Below are 26,335 nucleotides of genomic sequence, written 5' to 3'. Positions count from 1 at the left end.
GAAGGAGCCCCGGGGACTCCAGGCTGCCCCACACCAGGAGGGGACATGAACCCACCCTCCCTCCCGCCCTCGGTCCTGGAGGCCGTGCTGGAACAGCTGGCCGAAAGCGTGCTCATCACCGATGCCTCCGGTCGCATCCTGTACGTGAACCAGGCCTTTGAGCACCTCACCGGCTATTCGCGGGAGGAAGTGCTGGGGCAGAACCCCCGGTTCCTTAAATCCGGGGCCCACTCGCGGGAGTTCTATCGAATGTTCTGGGAGCAGATCCGGGCCGGGGTTCCTTACCGGGGTCTCTTCATTAACCGCAAGAAGGACGGCACCCTGTTCACGGAGGAGAAGATCGTAACCCCGGTCAGGGATCCCTCGGGGAACATCTCCTATTTCGTGGCCACCAGCCGCGATGTCACCGGGGGAATAGCCTTCCAGACCAGGCTGCGGGAGCTAACCACCCACGACCCGCTGACCCGCCTCCTTAACCACAGGGCCTTCCTGGAAAGGGTGGAAAGGGACCTTGCAACCCCGGTCCGGGGGATGGCCCTGGCCTACCTCGACCTGGACCGCTTCCAGATGGTCAACGACCTTCTGGGCCATCGTGGGGGGGATGCCGTTTTGGCGGAGGTTGGCCGGCGCCTCCTGGCAGCCCTGCCCGAGGCGGTCCTGGGCCGGGTGGGGGGAGACGAGTTCGCTGCCTGGTACCCGACCGAGGATCCCGACGAGGCCAGGGGAAAGGGCAGGACTCTTCTGGAAGCCCTGGCGCTTGAGGTCCCGGTTCAGGGGCAGCCCGTGCGGTTGGAGTGCAGCATGGGCATCGCCCTGTTCCCCCAACACGGCGCCTCCTTCACCGATCTCCTGCGGCGCGCCGATCTGGCCATGCATCGGGCTAAACTCCTCCGCACCTGGGAACCCGAGGTGTTTACCCCCGATCTGGAAGGGCTCACGCCCCAGGCCCTGGCCCTTGAAACCTCCTTCCGTGAGGCCCTGTCCTTGGGACGCGCCCAGCTTGTTTTTCAGAGCTTGCTTGACCTCGGGGACGGGACCTTCCGCAACGCGGAGGTGCTCTTCCGCATCCGTGGATCCGAAGGCCTCTCAAATCCCCTGCCCCATCTGGACCTCTCGCGCCGTTCGGTGAACGAGCCCCTCGACCGCTTCGTCATCGGCCAGGCGCGTGGATTGCAGGAGAAGTACCCTGATCTGACCCTGTGGCTCAACGTGACCCCATGGTCTCTTGGCGACCCCACTTTCCTCACCTTCGTCCACCGGGAGGTGGAGGAGGGGCTGGAGCCGGAAAGGGTGGTCCTGGAGATCAACGAACGGTTGGCGCAGCCGCAGCTGGCCCGGATCGTGCCCGCCCTTTGGAAGTTGCGTGCCCAGGGTTTCCGTCTCGCCCTGGATGACTTCGGATCCGGCCAGCTGTCCCTGGTCCATTTGCAGAGCCTTCCCCTAAACTTCTTGAAGATTTGCCGGGGACTCTTCTGGTCCCACCGGGGCAACGGGCTCCATCCCCCTCCTGTAATCGCCCATATCGTGGCCATGGCCCGCGACCTTGGGCTCGGCGTGGCCCTCGAAGGTGTGGAAACGGAAAGCGACCTGGCTCTGGCCCAAGCCTTAGGGGTGGATCTGGTCCAGGGGTTTTACCTGCATGCGCCGGATAGCGCGCCCAGAGACCCGGGCCAGGTGTCTGATCGACCCGAGATGCCTTAGGGAGTACCCCCATGACCACAGCTTTCTCCTAACCCCTTAGGTGCTACCGGGACCCCAGCCCATGATGGATCGGCATACCCGCCTGCAGGGTGCTCCCCAGAACCCCGGGCCAGTACAACGGTGAAGCCAAGGGAACAGGGGCTAAGGCTTCCAGGAGCTTCCGAAACCATCCCCGCCAACCCGTGACAGGGGGCCTCCGGGGAACCCCGCGCCTCAGAAACCCTTCTCTCCACTCTCAACACCTTCTGCCTTGCCAGGTGGAGAGATCCTTCCGGGTCGGCCTGACTGAGGTCCTGGGGGAGTTTCGGCAGGTGGAAAACGGGGAGGAGAACCCGTCCCCGTAGAATAGGCCCATGGCCAAGAAGCGCGAGTCCCCTTCCAAAAAGCAGATGGAACTGCGACTAAGCGGCCAGGCGTTTGAGATCCCACCCCTATGGGACGCCCTCCTCATCGGCCGTCAAGCTCCCATCGGTCCCGAGGCCGCCAAACGCATGGCCGACAGCATGGCACCGGGGCAGTTCGAGCTCGTCCGCATCCAGGGTGCACCCGTGGAGGCCGTACTGATAAGGAAAACCCTTCTAAAAGTCTTGACCCCGGAGGCCTTACCGGAGCTTCTCCTGGAAGAGCTTGCTCCCCTTATCAGCGAGGACCAGGTGGTGCGGGTCCAGGTGGAGGTTGTACTGCATACGGCGCGCACGGTTCGGCTAGAATAATCCTTAGCCATGGTCCAGGTTAAGGAGGTGATGACCTCTAGCCCTGTAACCATAAGGCCATGGGCCAGCATACGGGAAGCGGCCAACCTCATGGCCCGGCATAGGATCGGAAGCCTTCCGGTTCTCGAGGATGGCACCCTGGTGGGCGTGGTCACCAGCCGGGACCTCAGGGGGGTTCACCCCAACCGGGTGGTCATGGATGTCCTCCAAGGCCCCCCCATCTTCATCTCCCCGAAAGCCAGCCTGCTCGAGGCCCAGGCCTTGATGCAGGAGAAAGGCGTGGAAAGGCTTTTGGTGGTGGAGGAGGGGCGCCTTCTCGGCATCCTTACCAAGCGCGCCCTGGCCTTCGCCCTGGGCCAGGGCTTTGACCCCCTCACGGGCCTGCCCCGGGCCGACTTTCTGCGGAGCCACCTGGAGCGTCTCCTGGACAAGGGAATCGATCCCACCCTGGTCTTCGTGGATCTGGACGATTTCGGCCTCCTCAACAAGCAGCTGGGCCACACCGCAGGCGACCAGGCCCTGAAGGAGGTGGCCAGCCGGCTCTCAGCCTTCGCCCGTAAACACAGGGGAGAAGCCTTCCGGTATGCCGGGGACGAGTTTGCCCTGGTTTTCCCCCGGCCCCGCACCCGGGTTCTCCCTCGCCTTCCCGAGCTCCTGAAGCTTCCCCTTAGGGTGGGGGAAAAGAGGTTGGGCTTGTCCCTGGGGGTGGCCGGGGGGAGGCGGCGCAAGAAGCGGCCGGGAAGCTCCCGGGCCACCGCCGATGACCTCATCCGCCTAGCCAGCCTGGCCTCCACCCTGGCCAAAGGCCGTCCGGAAAAGATGGCCCTGGGGGAGGAGGTAAACCTGCCCAACACCCGGGCTCTAGAAGCAAAACCCTCTCCCGGGTCGGGGCGGTGAAGGCCATAGGTAGGAGGTCCCCGTAGCCGGGGGCCAGGAAGTGCCCCGACTAGCCCCTGGGGGGTAAAGAAGTGGGAACAGTGGGGACGCTTGGGACTTTTGCCGTCCCGGGAGGCACAAAAGTGTACCCACTCGGAGTAGGTACACTCGGGAAAAGTGGGGACACGGTTTTCACCGTCTTGATGGGCATTCCCCCAAAGCGTCCCCGCTGTTACCACTCCCGGGAATAGGACCCCAGTGGATCACCCTGCGCACCAGCAGGTATCCACTTAGAGCCAGGGGAAAGCCCAAGGCCGTGAAGTGGCCCGCCAGAAGCCCGTAGTAGCCGATGCCAAGGCCTAAGGCCCAGAGCAGGCTGAAGAAAGTGCCCCAGCGGAACCGGGTACTGGGGGTGGTCTTCCCGGTGTAGCTGGAGAGGGGTTCCAGCTGGGTGCCCTCAAGGGGGGTACGGATTTCAAGGGCCTCGTACAGGTGTCCCATGTTGCTTTGCCCGAAGGGCAAACACATTTGCGTAAGTAAGAGAAAGGCGGTGTAGGCGAAGATGGCGATGCCGGGAAGTTGGGAAAGGCCGGGGTTCCCCGCCCAGGTGTAGTAGGCCAGGGCCACCAGGCTGAGCCCCAGGGTCCAGCGGATAACAGCGGACCCCACGGGGATGAAGACGGGCACCAGAGCCCAGTGGAGTTCCCGCACACCCCCATGCTAACCCCATTTGCCGTTCGGCAAGGAGCCCAACCGGGATAAGGGGTAGACAGGGGGTAAGAAAAACCGAAACCCCGGGGACTGACCCCGGGGATTTCTCCGTTCCCATCGTGGTGGGCGGCAGAGGATTTGAACCTCTGGCCTCTCGCTTGTAAGGCGAGCGCTCTGACCAGCTGAGCTAGCCGCCCGTGGTGACCCCAGGGGGAATCGAACCCCCGTTTCGGCCTTGAGAGGGCCGCGTCCTGACCGCTAGACGATGGGGCCCCGGCTTGGTGGGCCGTGCAGGATTCGAACCTGCGACCTACCGATTAAAAGTCGGTTGCTCTGCCAGCTGAGCTAACGGCCCAACAGCCTTAGTGATTATAGGGGAAGGATAAAGGCTTGTCCAGGTGAGGGGACCAAAGGGGTAGGACATTTGTCCCTTTCCCCTATGATAGAGTTGGGTGTTAAGCTAAAGGAGGGAACCCCCTATGCAGCGGGCCTTCCTGGTTTTGGCCCTGGTGGCGATGGTGGCGGGTGCCATTGGGCTTGCGCTCCTTCGGCCCTGGTGGTTTACGCCCCTGGCCTCCAACTGGGGTTCCATAGATCAGATCATCCTTCTTTCCCTTCTTCTTACCGGTTTGGCCTACGCTGGCGTCAACCTCTTTTTGGCCTACAGCATCCATCGCTACCACAAGGATCCCGCCCAGTACCTCCCGGAGGAACCGAGGCTGGAGCGGAAGCTAATCTGGCTCACCACCTTGGGAATCGTGGTTCTTCTGGCCCCGGGGCTTTACTTCTACAACCACCTGGTCCACCCCCCAAAGGAAACCTTCACGGTAGAAGTCCTTGCCCAGCAGTGGCTTTGGAGCTACCGTTATCCGGGATCGGACGGGAGACTAGGAAGGACGTCCATCCAGAAAGCTTCTCCCGCCAACCCCTTTGGCTTGGACCTCGAGGATCCCCCCGCCCGGGACGACATCCTGGTCATCGGGGGTCCCTTGCGGCTCCCTTTGGGCGAACCCGTCCTACTCCTCCTCCGGGCCAACGACGTCATCCACAGCTTCTACGTCCCCGAGTTCCGGATCAAGATGGACGTGGTCCCGGGCATGGTAACCCGCATCTGGTTCACCCCCACCGCCCTCGGCCAGTTCCAGGTGGTCTGCGCCGAGTACTGCGGCATAGGTCATGCCCGCATGCTGGGCCAGGTCCTGGTGATGAAGCCTGAAGAGTTCCAGGCCTGGATCAAAGCCCAGCCCAGCGTGGCCCAGTCCCTGGGCCGGTAAGGAGGAGCCATGGAGTTTCCCGGTTACCATGACCACCGCATTGGCCCGGAGCCCCGAAGCTTCTGGAGCCGGTACGTCTTCAGCCAGGATCACAAGGTGATCGCCATACAGTACATCCTGACCGCCCTTCTGGTAGGGGCCATCGGCATGGCCCTCTCCTGGGCTATGCGCCTCGAGCTAGCTTTCCCGGGCGTCCTGGATGCGGGAAGGTACTACCAAGCCATGACCCTACACGGCATGATCATGATCATCTATCTGCTCACCGCCCTGCTCCTTGGAGGGTTCGGCAACTTCCTCATCCCCCTCATGCTGGGGGCACGGGACATGGCCTACCCCTTCGTCAACATGCTGTCCTACTGGGTCTACCTGCTTTCCGTCCTGGTTCTCCTGACCTCCTTCTTCGTGCCGGGAGGGCCCACCGGGGCAGGCTGGACCCTCTACCCACCCCAGGCCATCACGCAGGGCACCCCCGGGTACGACTGGGGGATCGTCCTCATGCTGGTTTCCCTCCTGCTCTTCATCGTGGCCGCCACCATGGGCGGGCTCAACTACGTGACCACCGTGCTTCAGCTCCGCACCAAGGGGATGACCCTGATGCGGATGCCCCTGGCGGTCTGGGGGATCTTCATCGCCTCCATTATGGCCCTCCTCGCCTTCCCCGCCCTCTTTGTGGGCGGGGTGATGCTGCTTTTGGACCGCACCCTGCACACCAGCTTCTTCATGCCCGCGGTGATGCAGTTTGGCCAACACCTACCCTACGAGGGAGGAAGCCCCCTCCTGTGGCAACACCTCTTCTGGTACTTCGGCCATCCCGAGGTCTACATCGTCATCCTCCCCGCCATGGGGCTTATCTCCGAGCTGGTTTCGGTACACGCCCGCAAGCCCATCTTTGGCTACGGAATGATGGTCTTCTCCCTGGTGGCCATCGCCGCCATCTCCTTCATGGTCTGGGCCCACCACATGTACACCAGCGGCATGAACCCCTATTTCGGCTTCTTCTTTGCCACCACCACCCTGATCGTGGCCATTCCCTCGGCCATCAAAACCTACAACTGGCTTCTCACCCTGTGGCGGGGAAAGATCCATCTCACCGTGCCCATGCTCTTCGCCATCGCCTTCCTCAACACCTTCGTGGTGGGAGGGCTTACGGGGCTCTTCCTGGGCAACGTCATCGTGGACTTCCCTCTCCAAGACACCTACTTCGTGGTGGCCCATTTCCACATGGTCATGGGCGTGGCCGCCATCGTGGCCATCTTCGGGGGCATCTACCACTGGTACCCCAAGGCCACGGGTCGGATGCTCAACGAGACCCTGGGGCGAATCCACTTCTGGGCCACCTTCGTGGGCACCTACCTGATCTTCTTCCCCATGCACTTCCTGGGCCTTCTGGGGGTACCGAGGCGGTACAACACCTTTGAAGGGCTTTCCTTCCTGCCCCCCTCCGTGCGCCCCTTGAACGAGTTCATCACCGTGGTGGCCCTCCTGGTGGGCCTAGCCCAGCTCCTTTTTGGCTTCAACCTGGTCTACTCCTACTTCCGCGGCAAGAAGGCCCCAGACAACCCCTGGCGGGCAACCACCCTGGAGTGGCAGGCCCCCACACCCCCACCCCACGGCAACTGGGGGCACGAGCCCCCTCCCGTGGTGTACCGCTGGGCCTACGAGTACAGCCCCCCGGGGGCTAAAGAGGACTTTATCCCGCAAAACGCTCCCCCGGTGGTGGCGGGAGGCAGTGGAGGGGAAGATCATGCCCAAGGTGGAGGACAGGCCTAAGCTTCCTCCAAAAGGGCCTCCGGGCCGCGAGCTCGGCGGAGGAGAGGAACCAGAAGACGCCTTTTCCCTGCCCCCAGGGCAGGTGGGTCTTCTCGTCCTGCTTGCCGCCATCACCAGCCTCTTCGCCGCTTTGGTGAGCGCCTATCTGGTGCGTATGGGCCTTCCCGACTGGCAGGCTCTGCCCAAGCCTCCCCTTCTCTGGCTCAACACCCTTGTGCTCCTTCTGGCCAGCCTAGCCCTGGAACGAGCGGCCCGCCTCGAGGCCTGGCCCCAGGCAAGACCCTGGGCCCTAGGCGGCGGGCTTTTGGGAGCGGGCTTCATCCTGGGCCAGCTCCTGGCCTGGCGGCTCCTTCTGAGCCTGGGCTATGCCCCAGCGGGCAATCCCGCCAGCGCCTTCTTCTACCTGATCACCGCCCTCCACGGCCTGCACCTCCTGGGGGGAGGGCTGGCCCTGGCCTGGGTCTTTGTCCGGGAAGGAAAGGGCCTTCGGCCTTGCGCCTGGTACTGGCACTACCTCTTGGGCGTCTGGCTGGTGCTTTACGCCCTGTTTCTCTGGACCTAAGGAGGGGGAGTATGGAGGAAAAAACCCTACGACTGCCGCACTTCCTAAGGGCGCTAGCCGGGGACTGGGGAAGCGACCTTTCCGCCTTCAAGGTGGTCTGGGCCAAGGCCATGATGTGGATTTTCCTCCTCTCCGACACCTTCATCTTCGGCTGCTTCCTCACGGGCTATGCGGCCGCCCGCCTCTCCGCCACCCTGCCCTGGCCCGACCCCGGCAAGGTCTTCGCCCTCCACATCGGCGAGCGCGAGATTCCCCTCCTCCTCATCGCCATCATGACCGTGATCCTGATCAGCTCCAGCGGCACCATGGCCATCGCCGTGTACCACGCCTATAACCGCAACAAGCCCCGCACTGCCCTTTTCCTAGCCCTGACCGCCCTTTTGGGCCTCAGCTTCGTGAGCATGCAGGCCTACGAGTGGACCCACCTCATCCGGGACCTGGGCTTCCGCCCCTGGGGCAACCCCATGGGGGCTCCCCAGTTTGGCTCCTCCTTCTTCATGCTCACCGGCTTCCACGGCCTCCACGTCACCGCTGGGGTTATCTACCTCACGGCCGTGGCCACAAGGGTCCTGAAAGGGGTTTACGACCGGGCGGGAAGCTACGTGGGGGTGGAGGTGGCGGGGCTTTACTGGCACTTCGTGGATTTGGTCTGGGTTTTCATCTTTGCCTTCTTTTACCTGTTCTAGGAGGCAGCATGAACCACGGCACGGAGATCCATCGAGGGGAACAGCACCAGCCCATCGGCACCTATCTAGCGGTCTGGGGACTCCTCTTTCTCCTCAGCACCCTGTCCTACCTCCTAGACTACTTCAAGGTGGAACCTCTGGGTTTACGGCGCTTCCTCATCACCTCCTTTGCCCTCCTCAAAGCGGGGCTTATCGTGGCCTACTTTATGCACCTGCGCTTTGAGCGGGTGGGCCTGGCTTACGCCATCCTTTTGCCTCCCCTTCTCCTCCTGGCCCTGGTGGCCATTTTGCTCCCCGAGGGGCAGTATGTGGCGACGGTGCGGCATTTCTTCTTTGGCGGCCCTTAGCCTGGCCCTGGCCCACCACACCGAAACCCGCCCCAGCGACCTGGGGCCAAGCTGGTGGGGGATTTTGGTGATGGCCCCGGTTCCCTTCCTCCTGGTGGGGGGTGTGGCTTGGTACCTCTGGCGCCGGCGCTCGAGGCCCAGGAAGCCTTGAGCCCAAAGGCTACCTCAAGCCCCTGAGCCGCTCCAGGAAGGCCAGCCCAAAAGCCTCCTCCTGCACCCTGCGCCTTAGGCCCTCGAGGTCCAATGGCCTCCTCGCCACCGCCTCCAGGGCCACCTTGGGCAGGGGAGCCGCCTCCAACAAGGCGAAAAAGGCCTCGTCGGCCCAAGGGGGGACCCAGGCCCCGCTGCGGCAGAGGAACACCCGCTGGAAGATACCTTCCACCGGCCCCCCAGGATCCTTGACCCTCTCCACAGGAACCACGGGCTCGGGTTCCAGGGAAGGATCGCGCCAGGAAGGGTAGAAAACCCTAAGCCTGGCCCCTTGGCGGGCGTAATAGACCATCCAGTCGTCGCAGGCGGGTTCCTCGCCCAAAGGGCGGTAGCCCGCATCGTGATGGGCATCAAAGAGCATTACCTCCCGCACTCCCTGGCGCACGTCTGGATGGAAGGCCAAGGCGTTGGAATCCGCATAGTAAAGGCGGGCCTCCGGGGCGAAGGCAAAGCGCTCCCAGAATCCCTCCCATCCCCGGGCCTGGGGCAGGGGAAGCCCCCTTAGGAGGAAGGCCAAAGCCCGTTCCTCCCAAACCTCCCCCAGGTAGTAAGGGGTTTCAAAGTGGGCCCAGGCGTAAAGGGGGGCCATAGGGTCCTTAGGGTCTTGGGGCACGGGGAAGAAGAAGTCGAAATCCACCACCAAAAGCCGCATCCCTCTCCATAGATAGCAAAGCCCCCGCCTCTTGGGCGGGGGCCAAGACCAAGAGGATCACCAGACGTAGAAGATGGTCACGATCACCAGCCAGACCGCATCCACCAGGTGCCAGTACATGCTGGCCGCCTCGAGGGTGCCGTGGTGGTGCTGGGTAACCTTGCCCCTAAGGGCCTGGAGGTAGGCCAGGATAAGGCCGAAGCCCCCGATGACCACGTGCAGACCGTGGAGGCCCACAATGGTGAAGAAGGTGGCAGTCCAGAGATTCTCCTGCCAGCTGGAGTGGTGGTGGAACTGGTAGAACTCGTAAGCCTGCACCAGGAAGAAGAGGACCCCCAGGATGATGGTGACGAGCAAGCCAAAGCGGAAGGGGCTGAAGCGGCCACGCCTCAGGTCGTGGTGGGCGAAGTGCACGGTGAAGGAGGAGCTCACCAGGAAGAAGGTGTTGAGGAGGGCAAGCCCGAGAGCGGGCCGCTCCTCCGGGGGCACCGCCGCCCCGGTGAGGCGGAGGTAGAGGTAGCCGGCGATGAGGATGGCGAAGAGGCCCACTTCCGAAACGATGAACCAGGCCATCCCCATCCAGGCGTTGGACTTGCCGGAAAGGGTGTGGTGCTCCACCGGGTGGCTGTACTCGTCCTCGAGGGCCCAGCGGATGAGGCCGTAGACGAAGAGGGCCAGGAAGACCCACATCCACACGTTGGGCACGGACAAGGCCGCCACGGAAACAAAGAAGGCGAAGAGGGTGGCGGCGGAGTAGAAGGGCCAGAAGGAGCTATTGGGCAGGTGGATGTGGCTTGGGTCCTCGGGCTTCAGCTCCACCCCCTTCTTAGCCCAGTCGTACAGAGGCCGCTCAGAGGGGAAGTCCTTGGGCAAGGCCACGTCAAAGTTATGGGCCTTGGGTGGGGAGCTGGTGAGCCACTCCAGGGTGTAGCCGCCCCAGGGGTTATCCGGAGCCTTCCCCCCGGAGCGCAGGCTCTTCCACATGGCGTAGATCCAGACCAGACCCCCAAGGCCCAGGATAAAGGCCCCAATGGTGGAGATGAGATTCAGTTCAGGCCAGCCGGCGATGTCCGCATTGTAGGTGTAGTACCGCCGGGGCATCCCCAGGAAGCCCAGGGCGTACTGGGGCAGGAAGACCGTCAGGTAGCCCACCAGAAAGAGCCAGAAGTGGAGCCGTCCCAGACGCTCGTCGTACATGCGGCCCGTCATCTTGGGCCACCAGTAGTAAAGCCCGGCGAAGGCCCCGAAGCCCGACCCCGCCATCAAGACGTTGTGGAAGTGGGCCACCACGAAGTAGGAGTCCTGGAAGTGGTAGTCCAGGGGCGTCATGGAGAGCATGACCCCGGTGATGCCGCCCAGGAGGAAGTTGAAGATGAAGCCCAGCACCCAAAGGAGGGGGGTCTTCATCTGCAGGTGCCCAGCCCAAAGGGTACCGATCAAGTTGAAAAGCTTCACCCCGGTGGGTACAGCGATGAGGGCGGTAAAGAAGGCGAAGGCGATCTGGAAGATGGTGGACTCCCCCACGGTAAACATGTGGTGGGCCCAGACCATGGTCCCCAGCACCACGATGCCCATCTGAGCCCAGACCATCTGCTTGTAGCCGAAAAGGGGCTTACGGGAAAAGGTGGAGGCCACCTCCGCCAGGATGCCCAGATAGGGCAGGAGCATCACATACACCGTGGGGTGGGAGTAGAACCAGAAGAACTGCTGGAACAGGACCGGGTCTCCACCAACATCAGGATTGAACCAGGAAAGCCCGATCTTCCGCTCCAAAAGCACCAAGAGGGTAGCCGAGGTCAGGCCCGCCAAGCTGAAAAGGTTGAGAACGCTGGCAGCGAAGACGCTCCACACGTACATGGGCATCTTCCACATGCTCATCCCTTGGGCCCTGAGGTTGTAGATGGTGGCGATGAAATTGGCATTACCCAAGAGGCTGGAGAAACCCAGGAGCAGGATGGCGACCATGTAGAAGCTCACCCCGCTACCCGACTGCACGGAAAAGGGGTAGTAGAAGGTCCAGCCCACGCTGGGAGCTCCTCCGGGGAAGAGGTAGCTCATCAGGGCCAGAATGATGGCTCCCAGAAAAGCCCAGTAGCTGAAGGCGTTCACCCGGGGCAGGGCCACGTCCCGGGCCCCCAGCATCAGGGGCACCACGAAGTTCCCGAAGCCGGTGAGCCCGGCCTGGATGATGAAGAAGAAGAGCATGGTAGCCCCATGCAGGGTGAGGATCTGGTTGTACTGCTCCCCCGTGAGCAGGTGGTTGTTGGGCACCGCCAGCTGCGCCCGGATCAGAAGGGAAAATACCCCGGCCAAAGCGAAGGCGAAGAAAGCGGTGGCCGTGTACAAAAGCCCGATCTTCTTATGGTCTACCGTGGTCAGGAGATCCCACAGGATCGCCCAGAAACCTGCTTTTGGCTTGGTCGCGATGGCCATCTGCCCATACCTCCTTAGAACTTAGGCAACGCCTTGAAGTCAAAACCCTGCACCTTGAGTCCATCCAGATAGCGGACCAAAGCGTTCAGATCCCCCTCGGAAAGCTGCGGGAAGCCCGGCATCTTGGTCCCCGGCTTCATGGAGGCGGGATCCTTGATCCAGGTCTTCAGGTGCTCAGGCGTGTAATCCACAATCCCCGCAGCCAGGCTCACCCGATTGCCCACAAATCCCAGCTCCGGCCCGATGACCGCTGGAGGCATCTTAGCCTGCACCGAGTGGCACGCCATGCAGTTCTGCTGGAAGACCTGCTGGCCCTGGGCATCGGCCACAGGAGGCGTGTAGTTCTTGGCTGCCGCCACAAAGCGGTCAAACTCTTCTTTGGGCAGCACGATGGCTCGGAAGAGCATGCGGGAGTGGCTGGGGCCGCAGAGCTCGGCACAGAAGCCGTAGTAGTTGCCCGGTTTTTCCGGTGTAAAGGAGAGAAGAGTCTTTTGTCCCGGAATAGCGTCTCGTTTTCCTGCAAGCCCCGGCACCCAGAAGGAGTGGATCACGTCCTTGGAGGTGATCTCCAGCACCACCGGCACCCCTGCGGGCAGGATGATCTCGTTGGAGGTGCGGAAGCCCAGCTCAGGATAATTGAAGTCCCACCAGAACTGGTAGCCTGTCACCTCCACCTTCAAGGCTCCGGCAGGAAGCTGGTTCACCTGGATGAGGCTCCGGGCCGTCAGGCCGAAGAGAACGAAGATGATCAAGATGGGGATCACCGTCCAGACCACTTCCAACCGGTCATTGCCGTGGAACTGGGGTGGCTCCCCCTCCTGACCGGGTTTGGCCCGGAACTTCCAGGTGATGTAGGCCAGAGCCCCAGCCACCACCCCAAAGATCAGGACGGAGAAGACCAAGACCCAGATGAGGAGGAAGTTGGTCTCCCGGTTGAAGGGGGAGATAGGGTGGGTAATGGCCACCCTATGGCCCTCCTGGGCCAGGGCCAAACCTAAAAGACTGAGCGCCGCTACAACTCTTCTCATCCGCTTCCCTCCCTAAAGCACCCGATCCACCGCCATGGCCACGAACAAGAGGGCCAGGTAGAGCATGGAGTATTTATACAGCGAAACCGCCGTCCTCCGCTCGGGCTGGCGGTAGAGGGCAAGGCTCTTAAGGATAAGCAAAGCATTAAGGGTAAGACTGAAGAAGAAGTAAACGAGGCCGAGTTCCCCCAAAAGGAGGGGCATGAGGGAAATCAAGGCGGTGAGCACGGCATAAAGGGCGATTTGCATCACCGTCACCCTTTCCCCCAACACCACGGGCAGCATGGGCACACCCACGGCCCGGTAGTCGTCCTGGATCATGAGGGCCAAGGCCCAGAAGTGCACCGGGGTCCAGAAGAAGATGAGGGCGAAGAGGTACCAGGCGAAGAGGCTGAGCTCGCCCGTTACCGCCGTCCAGCCCACCAGGGGAGGAAAGGCTCCCGCCGCCCCACCGATGACGATGTTCTGCCAGGTGCGCCGCTTCAGGTAGAGGGTGTAGACCAGCACGTACCAGATAAGGCCCATGAGGGCCAGGGTGGCGGAAAGGAGGTTCGCCCCCCACCAGAGGAGAAGGAAAGCCAGAAGGGCGAGACCAAAGGCGAAGAGAAGTGCATCCCGGCTGGAAATGCGCTGGGTCACGGTGGGGCGCTTGGCGGTGCGGCGCATGCGGGCGTCGATGTCCCGGTCCACCACCATGTTGATGGCGTTGGCCGCTCCCGCCATCATGTAACCTCCCAGGGCCACCACCAGGAAGAGGCCCGTGCCAGGCCAGCCCTTGGCAGCGATGAGCATGGCCAAAAGGGTGGTGAAGAGAAGGAGGCTGATCACCCGGGGTTTGGTGAGGGCCAAGTAGTCCTTCCAGGTGGCTCCCCCGGTGCCCCGGTGCGCCGCCTCGGTACCCTCCCCCAGCTCCACCCGCCTAGCCCCCTGGGCCAACGCCGCCGCCGAAAGCAGGATGAAAAGAAGCCACACGGCGTAGGCCAAAAGAAGGTGCAGGATCTGCATCCAGACCGGGGCCTTAAGCCACACGTTCACCAGGCCTACAAGAAGCTGCACCCCATAGAGGTACGCGAGGGCATGGGCGAAGCGGCGGGTATGGGAGGAAGGCCTCAGATGGGCCACCAGGTAGCCAGCAAAAACCACATAAAGCCCCACGCTCACAGCGATGAGGGGGTGTAGCACCCTGAGGCGCACCAGGAAGTGCTCGCCCGGGGTCAGGGAGCGCTCCAGGGCCTCGAGGGTGTTCCGCACGGGGAAAAGAAGGTCGCCCAAAGCGGTCACCGCCCCGCTCATCCCCAGGAAGAGCAAGGCAAGAAGTCCCAGGAGCAGGGCCGCCCCCACCGCACCCTGCCCCCTAAGGCGCAAGGGAGCCCCTCCAGAGGCCCACCAGGCGGTGAGGACCAGGGAGGCCAGGAGGAAATAGGTGTTGGCCAGGTGCACCATCTGCACCACGGCCCTGGCAGCGCTCACGTTATGGGCTGTCCAGCCAAACAGGACCAGGGAGGCCCCCACCAGGCTCTCGGTGATCATGAAGAGAAAGGCCACCCCGGAACTCAGCCGCGCCGGGTGGCCCTTGGAGAAGAGGCGGAAGGCGAGAAGGGCCAAAAAAAGCACGGAAAGAAAGGCGAGACCCGAGGTAGCCCGGTGGGTGAACTCGATGAGGGTCTCCACCTGCGGGCTTCTGGGGATGATCTCCCCGTTGCAGGTGGGCCAGTGGGAGCCGCACCCCGCCCCCGACCCGGTGGCCCGCACGTAAGCCCCCCAGAGGGCCACCAGGATGTTCCACACCAAGACTCCCCAGGCGTAACGGCTAAACCAAGCTTGGCTCATAGGGCACCCGTCCCCCAGACGGTAGTGCTTACCATTCTGCCAGAAGACCTCGTCCAGGGGTGAAGTACATTTGTCCCTTCCATTACCTGCCACCTAGGAGACTAATACCCCCTGGCCCTACTTGGCAAGGGGCTGGGCAGAAGGCCCAGCCCCACATAAGGATAAGGGCTACCCCACCTTTGGCCCTGCCCGGCGTATGGTTTCCCCCACCCCGTCCGCATATCTCTGGAAATTTTCCTGGAACAGGGCGGCTAACTTCCTGGCCTGCCGATCGTAGGCCTCCTTGTCCTCCCAGGTTTCCCGCGGGTCTAAAAGCTCCTTGGGCACCCCAGGGACCTCCAGGGGGACCTCAAAGCCAAAGACGGGATCCTGGCGGTAAGGGACCCCTTCGAGGGCCCCGCTTAGCGCCGCCTGCAAAAGGGCCCGGGTCACGGGCAGGGGAAAACGCCGGCCCACCCCGTAAGGCCCCCCGGTCCAGCCGGTATTCACCAGGTACACCCTGGGGCCATGTTTCTTGATCTTCTCCCCCAGCATCCGGGCATAGACCCCGGGATGGAGGGGCAAAAAAGGCGCCCCGAAACAGGCGGAGAAGGTGGCCTTAGGCTCGGTGACACCCCTTTCCGTGCCCGCCACCCGGGCGGTGTAGCCGGAGAGGAAGTAGTACATAGCCTGTTCCGGAGAAAGGCGGGCGATGGGGGGCAGGACCCCGTAGGCATCGGCGGAGAGGAAGAAGATGGCCCTGGGATGGCCCGCCATGCCCGAGTCCACCACATTTTCCAGGTGGGCAAGAGGGTAAGAGGCCCGGGTGTTCTCGGTCTTGGTGTCGTCATCCCACTCCACCCGGCGGCTTTCCGGGTTGACCACCACGTTCTCCAGAATGGCCTCAAATTGATTAGAAGCTTTATAGATGAGGGGTTCGTGCTCCGGGGAGAGGCGGATGACCTTGGCGTAGCATCCCCCTTCAAAGTTGAAGACCCCCTCCTCGCTCCAGCCGTGCTCGTCGTCGCCGATCAGAGGCCTCTCCGGGTCGGTGGAAAGGGTGGTCTTGCCCGTCCCGGAAAGACCGAAGAAGATGGCCACATCCCCCTCCTTCCCCACGTTGGCCGAGGCGTGCATGGGGAAAACCCCCCGCTTGGGCATGAGGTAGTTCATCACGGTGAAGATGCTCTTCTTGATCTCCCCCGCGTACCTGGTACCCACGATGAGGACGAGCTTTCTCTGGAAGCTGATGCCCACGAACACCTCGCTCCGGGTTCCATCCCGCTCGGGGTCGGCCAGGAAGTAAGGGGCGTGGATCACGGTGAAGCCGGGAGCGAAGGGCTCCACCTCGTCGTCCTCGGGGAAACGGCGCGGGAGGATGAACATGTTGCGGGCAAAAAGGGCGTGCCAGGGGCTTTCCGTCACCACCCGAACCGCCAGACGGTGGCGTTTATCAGCTCCCGCATACAGGTCCTGAACGTAGAGGTCGCGCTCAGAAAGGTAAGCGGCCACCCTTTCCAAAAGGGCTTGGAAGGCCTCCGGGGCGAAGGGCTGGTTCACCTCACCCCACCAGATCTCCTCCTCTATCCCCGGCTCCCGCACCACGAACTTGTCGCGGGGGCTTCTCCCGGTGTAGGGGGTGGTGTCCACCACCAAGGACCCCTTGTGGGCCAGAATCCCCTCGCCCCGGGCCAGGGTGTGCTCCACCAGGATGGGAGAAACCGTGTTCCAGAAAACCTGTTTCCTCGGTTTGATGCCCAAAGGCTCCAGTCGGTCCATAGAGACCCCCTTATGCCTAGGGCATCATACACTATACACTTATTTCCACGCTTCCAAGGTTAGGAGCTATACCCGGGACGCCCAAGAAGGGCAAAGGTCAAGCGCTTGCCCAGCTCCACCCCGGGCTGGTCAAAGGCGTTCACCCTCCAGAGCTCCCCCAGGAAGGCGGTTTGCCACATGAGGTGCTGCAAGAGCCAGCCCACGGCGTAGGGGGAAACCTCCGAGAGGTAGAGGGTATAGACCCTCTGTCCCGCTTCCGCCAAGGCCCGGTAGGTGGCCTCGGCCTCGGCCTTCAAGAGCTGGAACAAGCCCTTGCCGAAGAGGTAACCTGCCTCCCCCTCGAGGCCTTCCACCTGGGGCAGGAGGAGGTCCTCCGTGGCCCTTTCCGGCACCACCAGAACGATGAACTTGTCCAGGGGGCCTTCCCGGAAGAGCTGCACCTGGGCGTGCTGGTCCTGGGGACCCAAAGCGGGCACGGCGGTGGTGCCCACCCGGTTGCCCTCCCCATCCCGCTTGCCCAAGGACTCGTCGTGGAGCTGGACAAACCAGGCGGGAAGGTATTTCAGCCTCTCCGAGTACACCATAAAGACCGTGATGGGCAGGTGGCGGTGGAGGTGCTGGAGGAAGGCGGTTTTCAGGGGGAGGTTTTCCTCCAGCGGGGCCAGGGCCAGCTCGTTCGCCTTCCTCGCCCCCATGAGGAGGGCCTCCAGGTCCATCCCGGCAAAGGCCAAGGGAAGGAGCCCCACCGGGGAGAGCACGGAGAAGCGCCCTCCCACGTTTTCGGGAATGGAAAAGGCCTCGAGGCCCTCCTTTTCCGCCAAGGCCCTTAGCGCCCCCTGCCTGGGGTCGGTGGTGAGAACCAGATGCCGCCGCCAGTCCTCCCCCAGGTTCTCCCGAAGCCAGTTCAGAAACACCAGAAGGGCGGCCAGGGTTTCCGCGGTGGCCCCCGACTTGGAAACCGTGTTCACCAGGGTCTTCCGGGGGTCTAGGCCCCGAAGGAGCCGAAGCACGGGCTCCGGCTCCACGTGGTCCACATAGTGGAAGCGCACGCCGCTTTCGTTGAAGGCACTCTCCAGGGCCTTAGGCCCCAAGGCGCTTCCCCCGATGCCCAGAAGGACGAAGTCCTCCACCCAAGGGTTAGCCTCCCGGTAGCGGCGGATCCGCCTCAGGGTTTCCGTGTCCTCGGGGAGGTCCATCCAGCCCAGCATGCTTTGGAGATCCTTCCGCTTGGCCAAAAGAGCCTCCCGGGCTTGAAGAAGGAGGGGCCCGTGCTCCTTAAAAGCCTGGGGGAAATCCGGGAGGAAGCGGGTATCCAGGCGCAGCATACCCCCATGCTACCCGGATGTAGGCTAAAGGCATGGGCTACGTGCCCCCACCCACGCCCCAGCACGGCCTCGAGGAGGGTCCCATCCTCCTCAAGGACGGGCGCACCGCCTTCCTGAGGCGGGCAGGCCCCAAGGACCTTCCCCTTTTCGTGGAGTTCCTGAGGCGGCTATCCCCGGAGTCCTTGCGCATGCGCTTCTTCTCCCCCATCTCCCCGGAAAAGGCGGCGGAGCTTCTCCTTTCCGCCAAACCGGAAGAGGAAAAGGTGATCCTCATGGTCCTGGCGGGAGACCCCCCCAGGATGGTGGCCACGGGGGAGTACGTGCGCCTGAAGGGGGAGGGCACCGCCGAGGTGGCCTTTCTGGTGGACGATGCCTTCCAGGGCAAGGGCCTGGGCACCCTCCTTCTGGAGCGCCTGGCCTTGATCGCCGCCAAGCGGGGGGTAAGGCGGTTTCAGGCCTTCGTCCTGGCGGAGAACCAGAAAATGCTCAACGTCTTCATGGAAAGCGGCTTCCAGGTACGGGCCCACCGGGATAGCGGGGAGGTGGAGGTGGAGTTTGAGATCCTCCTGGAGGAGAAGGCGGCGGAGCGGTTTGAGTGGCGGGAAAAGGTTTCCACCCTTGCGAGCCTTCACCCCTTCTTCTTTCCCCGGGGCGTGGCGGTGGTGGGAGCAAGCCGCGACCCGGAAAGCATCGGCTACCGGGCCCTGGAAAACCTCATCTTTGGCCGCTTCCAAGGCCCCGTCTACCCGGTGAACGAGGCCATCGGCAAGGAAGGAGGTACGGTGGGGCCCCTTCTCGCCTACCCCAGGGTGGAGAGCATCCCCAGCCCCGTGGACCTGGCGGTGATCGCCGTGCCCAAGGAGCGGGTTTGGGAGGCCCTCGAGGCCTCGGGAAGGCGAGGGGTGCGAGCCAGCGTGGTCCTCACCACCGGCTTCCAGGACCAAGAGGCCAAAGAGCTAGCCGACAAGGCCAGGCGCCTGGGGATGCGCCTTCTGGGCCCGGGTTCTTTGGGCCTGGTCCACACCCACCCCGAGGTGCGCCTGGCGGCGGGCCTGGCCCCCCTCCCCAGGCCCGGGCCCCTGGCCATCTCCAGCCAGTCCGGCACCCTGGGCCGGGCGGTGATGGCCTACGCGGAGGGCATGGGACTCGGCATTTCCTCCTTCGTTTCCTTGGGGGCCAAGGCGGACATCTCCTCCAACGACCTTTTGCAGTTCTGGGAGGAGGATGAGCGAACCCGGGTGATCCTCCTTTACCTGGAGAGCTTTGGCAACCCCCGGCGCTTCTCCCGCCTAGCCCGCAGGATTGGCAAGAAAAAGCCCATCCTGGCGGTGCATCCCTCCCGGGATCCCTTAGTGCGCACCCTCTTCGCCCAGGCCGGGGTGATCCGGGCCAACAGCCTGGAGGAAGCCTTTGACGTGGCCGCCCTTCTGGCCCTGGGGCGCCTTCCGGAAAACAACCGGGTGCGCCTCATCTCCAACGCCTCCGGTCCCTCCAACCTGGCCCTCGAGGCTCTAAGGGAAGGAGGGCTTTCCGTGGAGCACGTGGACCTGGGCTCCACCGCCAAGGCGGAGGAGTTCGCCCGCGCCCTGGAAGAAGCCCTGGAAGGCGAAGCGGGAAGCGTGTTTCTCCTCTTCGTGCCCATGAGCTTTACCAGCGAGGAGGAGTTCCTGGCTCTTTTAGAGAAGGCAGAAGGGAACAAGCTCCTTTTGGCCTGCGTGATGGGCTCCCCTGGGGTGCGGGCCCGGGTTATGGGCCAGGTGGCCCTCTACCGCTTCCCCGAATCCGCGGCCATCGCCTTGAGCCGGGCCTGGGCCTACAAGGCCTGGCGGGAAGAGCCCCTCCACTTCCCCGACTTCCCCGACCTGCGCCTGGAGGAGGCGAGGAAGCTTCTAGAAGGGAAAAAGACCCTGAGCCAGGCGGAGGGGGCCGCCCTCTTGGAGTGCTTCGGCCTGCCTTTGGGGAAGGGAGAAGGGCTTTCCCTCAGGCTCACCGCCAAGCCCCACCCCCTCTTCGGCCCCGTCCTCACCCTGGTCCTGCCCACCCCCCTGGGGGACCAGGTGCTGGGCCAGCGGCTTTCCCCCCTCACCCAGAAGGACGCCCAGGAGCTGGTGAGGTCCTTAAGCCACGGGCAAAGCCTGGATCTTTCGGGTCCTCTCGACCCTGCCCCCTACCAGGAAATCGTCCTCAGGCTTTCCCGGCTTCTGGAGGAACTGCCCCAGGTGGAAGAGGTTTCCCTGGAGCTTTCCGGACCCCGGATCGCCCGCTTTGAAGTGCGCCTCCTGGGAAACCCCGAACCGAGGAACCGCCATGCGCATTCAAAGCCCCGCTAACCCCAAGGTGAAGGCCTTGGCCGCCCTGAAGGAACGAAAGGAGCGGGAAAGGGCGGGCCTTTTCCTGGTGGAAGGCCGGCGGGAGGTGGAAAGGGCCCTAAGGGCTGGCCTCCACTTAGAAACCCTCCTCCTCGGCCCCAAGGCCACCCCGGAGGACCAGGCCCTGGCGGGATCGGCCCCCACCCTGGAGCTTTCCCAGGAGGCGATGGAGCGGGTTTCCGTAAGGGAAAACCCGCCTCCCGTCATCGGGGTCTTCCGCCTGCCCCACAAAGCCCTAAAGGAGGCCCGGCTCCCGCAAAACCCCCTGGTCCTGGTCCTTCTGGGCCTGGAAAAACCCGGCAACCTGGGGGCTATCCTGCGCTCGGCGGATGGGGCGGGGGTGGATCTGATCCTGGTGGCGGAAGGGGTGGACCTCTATAGCCCCCAGGTGATCCGGAACTCCACGGGGGTGGTCTTCTCCCTGCCCGTCTTCCCCGTGGCCGAGGAGGAAGCCGCCCGCTTCCTGGAGGAAAGGGGGCTTTTTTTGGTGGCCGCCACCCCCAGGGGGGAAAAGGTTTACTGGGAAGAGAACTACCAAAGGGGGGTGGCCTTCCTCCTGGGAACCGAGGACGAAGGCCTTCCCGAGGCCTGGCTGGCCCGGGCGGGGGTGAGGGTGCGCATCCCCATGCGGGGAGTGGCGGATAGCCTCAACGTTTCCGTGAGCGCCGCCCTCCTCCTCTACGAGGCCCTGCGCCAAAGGGGCGGAGGATGAGGTTTCCCCTCACCCCCTTGCTGGCCCTTGGGCTTTTTCTTTCCCTGCCCGTGTGGGCGCTCCCTTCGGCCCTGGGGATCCTCCTCCTCCACCTGGGCAAGCGGTTCTACCCCGGTGCCTTCCTATGGGGAGCCTTCCTTCCCGGCCTCCTCCATGCCTTCACCCTCCCTTTCCCCACCTGGCTCCAGGGGTGGGCCCTGACCTCTGGGCTTCTCCTCCTTTACGGCTTTTTCCTGGCCGCCAAGGCTAGGCCCCTTTCCAGCCTCTTCCTCCTCCCCGTGGCCCTTGGGCTCGGGCCATGGGGCCTCTTCCTCCTGGGCCTCCTGCACGGAGTCAACCTTCTGGAGGAGGCCCATGTGCGGGCCCAGGAACGGGGGGAACGGTTTTGGACTCCCCCTTCCACCCTATGGATCCCAGGGATTCTGGGCCTCCTGCTGGCAGGCCTGGCCTTTCTTCCCCTCCGCCTTCCCTCCCTTCCCCTACCCGCCCTGACTCCCCCTAGCCTTCAGGCTTCCCCGGAAGCAAAATCCCAGCCCGGAGAGGAAGCAGCCTACCAGGCTCCCGAGGAGGGGTTTTCCCCCTGGGTGGCCTTCCTCAACCGGGCCTTGGCCCATGCCCAGCCCCTGGCCCTACTCCTTCTCCTCTTGGCTTTTCTGCCCCTTTTGGCCCGGGGGGAAAGGCTTCCCTACCGGGGGCTTCACCTCTTGCCCCTCTTGCTGGCCCTTTTGGCCGGGGGCCTTTTCCTCCTCTACCTGGGCACCCTGGGGGGTGGGGAAAGCGCATGGGGAACCAGCCCCTCAGCCCCCATGCCCACCCCTTCCCAGGAGAGCGGCCTAAAAGAGGCCGTACCGGGACCCGAGCGGTTAGGCGAGGTGGGCATAGCCCTGGCGGGGCTTTCCGCCCTCTTCACCCTGGGGCTTCTCTCCCTTCTGGCCTTCCTGGTTTGGCGCCACCGGGACCGGGAAGAGCAGGAGGCCGCCCAGGGTATACCGGCCAGGAGCTCCAAGCGCTTCCAAGAAACCCTTCCCCAAGACCGTGTGCGGCGGGCCTATTTCCAGGCCCTGAAGGCCCTAAAGGCCCTAGGCCTTCCCCGCATGGCCTCCGAGGGGCCCCTGGAGTACCTGGAGAGGGTTTCCCTCCCCCTTCCCGGGTTGAGAGAACCCTTGGAGGGGCTCACCCGGCTTTACCTGCCCGTGCGCTACGGGGGAAGGACCGGGGAGGAGGAAGCGGAAAGGGCGGAAGCCCTCTTGGGGGATATCCTTAGGCTATGTTCCTCGCCCGCATCCAAAGGGCCCTCTCGGGCCGGGTCCTCCTGAGGGAGGAAACCCTAAGGCTTTCCCTGGCCACCCTGCTCTCCGGGGGACACCTTCTTCTGGAGGACGTACCCGGCACGGGGAAGACCACCTTCGCCAAGGCCTTGGCCCGGGTCCTGGGCCTTTCCTTTAGCCGCATCCAGATGACCCCCGACCTCCTGCCCCAGGACCTCACCGGCGTCTACCTCTACCGGGAAGGAAGCCTCCTTTGGCAGAAGGGACCCGTCTTCGCCCAGGTGCTCTTGGTGGACGAGCTCAACCGGGCCACCCCCAGGACCCAGTCCGCCCTCCTCGAGGCCATGGGGGAAGGCCATGTGACCCTGGAGGGGAAGACCCACCCTTTGCCCGAGCCCTTCTTCGTCCTGGCCACGCAAAACCCCGTGGAGGAGGAGGGCACCTACCCCCTGCCCGTGGCCCAGCGGGACCGGTTCACCGCCCGGCTATTCCTGGGCTACCCCGACGAAAAGGCCCTCCTCCAGGCCCTGAAGGAGAGGGAACCCCTGGAGGGCCTGGAGGCGGTCACCCAAGGGGAGGAGATCCTGGCCCTTCGCCAGGAGGTGCGCCGGGTGCGGGTGGCCGAGGAGGTGCTGGACTACCTCCTGGCCTTGGCGGGCTGGCTCAGGAGCCGGGAGGAGGTGCGGCTTGGCCCCTCCCCCAGGGCCCTTTTGCAGGTGGAGCGCCTGGCCCAGGCCCTGGCCCTCTTGCAGGGACGGACCTTCACCGTGCCCGAGGACATCAAGGAGGCCTTCCGGGCCGCCATCCCCCACCGCCTTCTCCTACGGCTGGAGGCGGAGCTTTCCGGAGCCAGCCCGGAAGGGCTGGTGGCGGAAGCCCTCAAGGCGGTTCCCGCCCCGGTGGAAAGGGCCTAGGGAAGGACGTCATGGAAGGGGTTTTGGGCCTTCTATCCCTCCTTCTCCTCCTCGCCCTTTGGCGGGCACCCCGGTTGGCCCGGATCCGGGTGCAAACCCCGGACCTGGCTCCAGGCTTCCCCGGGCAGGCGCGGCTTGGGCAGGTGGCGGTGGAGGTCTGGGCTCCCCTTCCCCTTTTCTTCCGCCTGGAAAACCTCCCCTCGGCCCCCTTGGGCTTGGAACCCCGGGGCCTTTCCGGGATGGCCTGGGGGAAGATCCGGTTGGCCCTACCTCTTTCCTGCCGCTACCGCCGGCGGGGAGAGCATCCCCTCCGCCTTACTCTCCGCTTCACTAACCCCCTGGGCCTGGGGGAGAGGCTTCTCAGCCTGGAGGCGGGGAGGGTCTTGGTCTACCCCGCCTTGCGGCCCCTGCCGCCCTTTGAGCCCGCCCCCAGCTTCTTCCTGGAGGGCAAAACCGAGCCCTTCGGCCTTCCCGATCCCCTCGAGGCCAAGGGCCTCCGCCCCTACCAGCCCGGGGATTCCCTGCGCCTTCTGGCCAAGCCGGCAAGCCTCCGCCAGGGCCGCCCCATCGTGCGGGAAGTGGAAAAAAGCCTCCTGGGAAGCCTCTTCCTTCACCTGGATACCCAAAGCCTCCACCCCGCCTACCTGGACCATGGGGCAAGCCTCGCCGCCTGGCTCCTTCTCCTGGCGGAGAAAAGCGGGGTTCCCTATGGCCTTTCCGCAGGAGAGGTCCTGCCTTTGGGACGGGGAAGGGGCCACCTGGTGAGGGCCCTCTCGCTTCTGGCCCGCCTAGAGTCCACCCAAACCCCCGCCCTCCCGCCCAAGGCCCCTCCCGGAAGCACCTACTTCCTCATCACCCAGGCGGCGGAACAAGCCTTCCTCAAGGCGGCCTTAAGGGGAAGCGCCCAAGCCCGGCAGGGAGTGCTCCTCCTCCTCCCCGAGGGTTATTTCCTTTACCCAGGGGAAAAGGGCCGGCTGGCCTTGGGCAAGACCCCGGGCCTGGAGCGGGCCCTGGCTATGCGGGGCCTTCTCCTAGCCCATGGCCTCGAGCTGAAGGTGGTGCGGGGCCACCAGCCCCTCACCTTATAAAACCCCCCTCAACCCCCTTGACAGGAACACATGGGGGCAAAATAATAACCCTTGGTTTGACACTCTCGCCCTTTGAGCGTCAAAGGAGGGAGTGAATATGGCTGCGGAGGTGAAGACGGTGATCAAGCCCCTAGGCGACAGGGTTGTGGTGAAGCGGATTGAGGAGGAGCCCAAGACTAAGGGCGGCATCGTGCTCCCCGACACCGCCAAGGAGAAGCCCCAGAAGGGCAAGGTGATCGCGGTGGGCTCGGGCCGCATCCTGGACAACGGGCAGAAGGTGCCCCTCGAGGTCAAGGAGGGGGACATCGTGGTCTTCGCCAAGTACGGCGGCACCGAGATCGAGATCGACGGCGAGGAGTACGTGATCCTCTCCGAGCGCGACCTTTTGGCGGTTCTGCAGTAAGGGAGGTGAGGTATGGCGAAGATCCTGGTGTTTGACGAAGCAGCCCGCCGGGCCTTGGAGCGCGGCGTGAACGCGGTAGCCGATGCGGTGAAGGTAACCCTGGGCCCCCGGGGCCGGAACGTGGTCCTGGAGAAGAAGTTCGGCTCCCCCACCATCACCAAGGATGGGGTGACGGTGGCCAAGGAGATCGAGCTGGAGAACCACCTGGAGAACATCGGGGCCCAGCTCCTCAAGGAGGTGGCCTCCAAGACCAACGACGTGGCCGGTGACGGTACCACCACCGCCACCGTCTTGGCCCAGGCCATCGTGCGGGAGGGCCTGAAGAACGTGGCCGCCGGCGCTAACCCCCTGGCCCTCAAGCGGGGCATCGAGAAGGCGGTGGAGGCGGCGGTGGAGAAGATTCGCTCCCTGGCCATCCCCGTGGAGGACCGCAAGGCCATCGAGGAGGTGGCCACCATCTCCGCCAACGACCCTGACGTGGGCAAGCTGATCGCCGACGCCATGGAGAAGGTGGGGAAGGAGGGGATCATCACCGTCGAGGAGTCCAAGAGCCTGGAGACCGAGCTGAAGTTCGTGGAGGGGTACCAGTTTGACAAGGGGTACATCTCCCCCTACTTCATCACCAACCCCGACGCCATGGAGGCGGTCCTCGAGGACGCCTTCATCCTCATCGTGGAGAAGAAGGTCTCCAACGTGCGCGAACTCCTCCCCATCCTGGAGCAGGTGGCCCAGACGGGTAAGCCCCTCCTCCTGATCGCCGAGGACGTGGAGGGCGAGGCCCTGGCCACCCTGGTGGTCAACAAGCTCCGGGGCACCCTGAACGTGGCTGCGGTGAAAGCTCCCGGCTTCGGTGACCGCCGCAAGGAGATGCTCAAGGACATCGCCGCCGTCACCGGTGGTACCGTCATCTCCGAGGAGCTTGGCTTCAAGCTGGAAAACGCCACCCTCTCCATGCTGGGCCGGGCCGAGCGGGTGAAGATCACCAAGGACGAGACCACCATCGTGGGCGGCAAGGGCAAGAAGGAGGACATCGAGGCCCGCATCAACGGCATCAAGAAGGAGCTGGAGACCACGGACAGCGAGTACGCCAAGGAGAAGCTCCAGGAGCGCCTGGCCAAGCTGGCGGGGGGCGTGGCGGTGATCCGGGTGGGGGCCGCCACCGAAACCGAGCTCAAGGAGAAGAAGCACCGCTTTGAGGACGCCCTGAACGCCACCCGGGCCGCGGTGGAGGAGGGCATTGTCCCGGGCGGTGGTGTGGCGCTTCTCAGGGCCATCAGCGCCGTGGACGAGCTCCTTAAGAAGCTAGAGGGGGACGAGGCCACCGGGGCCAAGATCGTGCGTCGGGCCCTGGAGGAGCCTGCCCGTCAGATCGCCGAGAACGCCGGCTACGAGGGCTCCGTGGTGGTCCAGAAGATCCTCTCCGAGACCAAGAACCTCCGCCTGGGCTTCAACGCCGCCACCGGGGAGTACGTGGACATGGTGGAGGCGGGCATCGTGGACCCCGCCAAGGTAACCCGCTCCGCCCTGCAGAACGCCGCCTCCATCGGCTCCCTCATCCTCACCACCGAGGCGGTGGTGGCCGAGAAGCCCGAGAAGAAGGAGACCACACCCGCTCCCACGGGCGGCGACATGGACTTCTAAAGCCACCCCAACCTGGCTTCGCCAGGTTGGGGCCCCGGCAAAGGAGGCTGGGCCTAGGCCCAGC

At 64.1% G+C, this 26,335-nt stretch carries 23 protein-coding genes and 3 tRNA genes; 16 read left to right on the top strand and 10 right to left on the bottom strand.

Annotated features, from left to right (window positions below; genetic code table 11):
- Positions 1-45: 45 nt before the first annotated feature.
- The 3 genes from KQ693_RS03095 (at position 46) to KQ693_RS03080 (ending at position 3,311) form a co-directional block, all read left to right on the top strand.
- The gene (locus KQ693_RS03095; RefSeq protein WP_267261898.1) at positions 46-1,701 is read left to right on the top strand and encodes a putative bifunctional diguanylate cyclase/phosphodiesterase; all 1,656 of its coding nucleotides are present in this window, start codon (positions 46-48) and stop codon (positions 1,699-1,701) included.
- 353 nt (positions 1,702-2,054) lie between these two features.
- The gene (locus KQ693_RS03090) at positions 2,055-2,414 is read left to right on the top strand and encodes a hypothetical protein (RefSeq protein ID WP_267261897.1); all 360 of its coding nucleotides are present in this window, start codon (positions 2,055-2,057) and stop codon (positions 2,412-2,414) included.
- Positions 2,415-2,423: 9 nt separating this feature from the next.
- Complete coding sequence (locus tag KQ693_RS03080) at positions 2,424-3,311, top strand: CBS domain-containing protein (protein ID WP_323808509.1); 888 nt, start codon at positions 2,424-2,426, stop codon at positions 3,309-3,311.
- Positions 3,312-3,482: 171 nt separating this feature from the next.
- On the opposite strand, the gene KQ693_RS03075 is transcribed toward KQ693_RS03080, so the two are convergent.
- From KQ693_RS03075 to KQ693_RS03060, 4 genes are all read right to left on the bottom strand, one after another.
- Positions 3,483-4,001, bottom strand: a complete 519-nt coding sequence (locus tag KQ693_RS03075; protein WP_267261896.1) for a hypothetical protein — start codon at positions 3,999-4,001, stop codon at positions 3,483-3,485.
- A 120-nt stretch (positions 4,002-4,121) separates the two neighbouring features.
- A tRNA-Val gene (locus tag KQ693_RS03070) sits at positions 4,122-4,198 on the bottom strand.
- 1 nt (position 4,199) lies between these two features.
- Positions 4,200-4,274: transfer RNA gene (locus KQ693_RS03065), tRNA-Glu, on the bottom strand.
- Positions 4,275-4,280: 6 nt separating this feature from the next.
- Positions 4,281-4,356: transfer RNA gene (locus KQ693_RS03060), tRNA-Lys, on the bottom strand.
- A gap of 124 nt (positions 4,357-4,480) precedes the next feature.
- Between KQ693_RS03060 and KQ693_RS03055 the strand changes: the two genes are divergently transcribed.
- The 6 genes from KQ693_RS03055 to KQ693_RS03030 are packed head-to-tail and all read left to right on the top strand — an operon-like array spanning position 4,481 to position 8,791.
- Entirely contained in the window at positions 4,481-5,275 is a 795-nt protein-coding gene (locus KQ693_RS03055; RefSeq protein ID WP_267261895.1) for a cytochrome c oxidase subunit II, read from the top strand.
- A gap of 9 nt (positions 5,276-5,284) precedes the next feature.
- Positions 5,285-7,045, top strand: a complete 1,761-nt coding sequence (locus tag KQ693_RS03050) for a cytochrome c oxidase subunit I (protein ID WP_267261894.1) — start codon at positions 5,285-5,287, stop codon at positions 7,043-7,045.
- Complete coding sequence (locus KQ693_RS03045; protein WP_267261893.1) at positions 7,020-7,607, top strand: cytochrome c oxidase subunit 3 family protein; 588 nt, start codon at positions 7,020-7,022, stop codon at positions 7,605-7,607. The genes KQ693_RS03050 and KQ693_RS03045 overlap by 26 nt, the downstream gene beginning before the upstream one ends.
- Before the next feature lie 11 nt (positions 7,608-7,618).
- Positions 7,619-8,293 (top strand): cytochrome c oxidase subunit 3, encoded by a 675-nt coding sequence (locus KQ693_RS03040; protein ID WP_219758986.1) that lies wholly within the window; start codon positions 7,619-7,621, stop codon positions 8,291-8,293.
- A gap of 8 nt (positions 8,294-8,301) precedes the next feature.
- A complete protein-coding gene (locus KQ693_RS03035) occupies positions 8,302-8,640 on the top strand; it encodes a cytochrome C oxidase subunit IV family protein (RefSeq protein WP_219758985.1) in 339 nt (112 codons plus the stop codon).
- On the top strand, positions 8,627-8,791 hold the full coding sequence (locus KQ693_RS03030; RefSeq protein ID WP_219758984.1) for a hypothetical protein: 165 nt from the start codon (positions 8,627-8,629) through the stop codon (positions 8,789-8,791). Before KQ693_RS03035 ends, KQ693_RS03030 begins: the two co-directional genes overlap by 14 nt.
- Before the next feature lie 9 nt (positions 8,792-8,800).
- On the opposite strand, the gene KQ693_RS03025 is transcribed toward KQ693_RS03030, so the two are convergent.
- The 6 genes from KQ693_RS03025 to pgi form a co-directional block, all read right to left on the bottom strand.
- Positions 8,801-9,502, bottom strand: coding sequence for a hypothetical protein (locus KQ693_RS03025; RefSeq protein ID WP_219758983.1), 702 nt, complete (start codon positions 9,500-9,502; stop codon positions 8,801-8,803).
- Between the two features lie 57 nt (positions 9,503-9,559).
- Positions 9,560-11,935, bottom strand: a complete 2,376-nt coding sequence (gene ctaD / locus KQ693_RS03020) for a cytochrome c oxidase subunit I (RefSeq protein ID WP_219758982.1) — start codon at positions 11,933-11,935, stop codon at positions 9,560-9,562.
- Between the two features lie 14 nt (positions 11,936-11,949).
- Complete coding sequence (gene coxB / locus KQ693_RS03015) at positions 11,950-12,963, bottom strand: cytochrome c oxidase subunit II (protein WP_219758981.1); 1,014 nt, start codon at positions 12,961-12,963, stop codon at positions 11,950-11,952.
- A gap of 12 nt (positions 12,964-12,975) precedes the next feature.
- Positions 12,976-14,793 (bottom strand): heme o synthase, encoded by a 1,818-nt coding sequence (locus KQ693_RS03010; RefSeq protein WP_219758980.1) that lies wholly within the window; start codon positions 14,791-14,793, stop codon positions 12,976-12,978.
- A gap of 168 nt (positions 14,794-14,961) precedes the next feature.
- Positions 14,962-16,551 (bottom strand): phosphoenolpyruvate carboxykinase (ATP), encoded by a 1,590-nt coding sequence (pckA, locus tag KQ693_RS03005; protein WP_267261892.1) that lies wholly within the window; start codon positions 16,549-16,551, stop codon positions 14,962-14,964.
- A gap of 59 nt (positions 16,552-16,610) precedes the next feature.
- On the bottom strand, positions 16,611-17,876 hold the full coding sequence (gene pgi / locus KQ693_RS03000) for a glucose-6-phosphate isomerase (protein WP_267261891.1): 1,266 nt from the start codon (positions 17,874-17,876) through the stop codon (positions 16,611-16,613).
- Between the two features lie 32 nt (positions 17,877-17,908).
- Here pgi and KQ693_RS02995 point away from each other — a divergent pair, with 32 nt between their 5' ends.
- From KQ693_RS02995 to groL, 7 genes are all read left to right on the top strand, one after another.
- Complete coding sequence (locus KQ693_RS02995; RefSeq protein WP_267261890.1) at positions 17,909-20,206, top strand: GNAT family N-acetyltransferase; 2,298 nt, start codon at positions 17,909-17,911, stop codon at positions 20,204-20,206.
- Positions 20,184-20,957 carry a TrmH family RNA methyltransferase gene (locus KQ693_RS02990; RefSeq protein WP_267261889.1) on the top strand — a complete coding sequence of 258 codons (774 nt, stop codon included), beginning with the start codon at positions 20,184-20,186 and terminating at the stop codon, positions 20,955-20,957. The genes KQ693_RS02995 and KQ693_RS02990 overlap by 23 nt, the downstream gene beginning before the upstream one ends.
- Positions 20,954-22,273, top strand: coding sequence for a DUF4129 domain-containing protein (locus KQ693_RS02985; RefSeq protein ID WP_267261888.1), 1,320 nt, complete (start codon positions 20,954-20,956; stop codon positions 22,271-22,273). Before KQ693_RS02990 ends, KQ693_RS02985 begins: the two co-directional genes overlap by 4 nt.
- The gene (locus tag KQ693_RS02980; protein ID WP_219758975.1) at positions 22,225-23,139 is read left to right on the top strand and encodes an AAA family ATPase; all 915 of its coding nucleotides are present in this window, start codon (positions 22,225-22,227) and stop codon (positions 23,137-23,139) included. The genes KQ693_RS02985 and KQ693_RS02980 overlap by 49 nt, the downstream gene beginning before the upstream one ends.
- Before the next feature lie 11 nt (positions 23,140-23,150).
- Positions 23,151-24,227 (top strand): DUF58 domain-containing protein, encoded by a 1,077-nt coding sequence (locus tag KQ693_RS02975; protein ID WP_219758974.1) that lies wholly within the window; start codon positions 23,151-23,153, stop codon positions 24,225-24,227.
- A 97-nt stretch (positions 24,228-24,324) separates the two neighbouring features.
- Positions 24,325-24,630, top strand: a complete 306-nt coding sequence (gene groES, locus KQ693_RS02970) for a co-chaperone GroES (protein WP_015716023.1) — start codon at positions 24,325-24,327, stop codon at positions 24,628-24,630.
- 12 nt (positions 24,631-24,642) lie between these two features.
- Positions 24,643-26,271, top strand: coding sequence for a chaperonin GroEL (gene groL / locus KQ693_RS02965; RefSeq protein WP_219758973.1), 1,629 nt, complete (start codon positions 24,643-24,645; stop codon positions 26,269-26,271).
- Positions 26,272-26,335 lie beyond the last annotated feature (64 nt).

It is taken from the genome of Thermus brevis (assembly GCF_026427635.1).
Taxonomy (GTDB): Bacteria; Deinococcota; Deinococci; order Deinococcales; family Thermaceae; genus Thermus; species Thermus antranikianii.
Note: the sequence above shows the minus strand (reverse complement) of the source record. Positions and strands in the feature narration are given on the sequence as shown.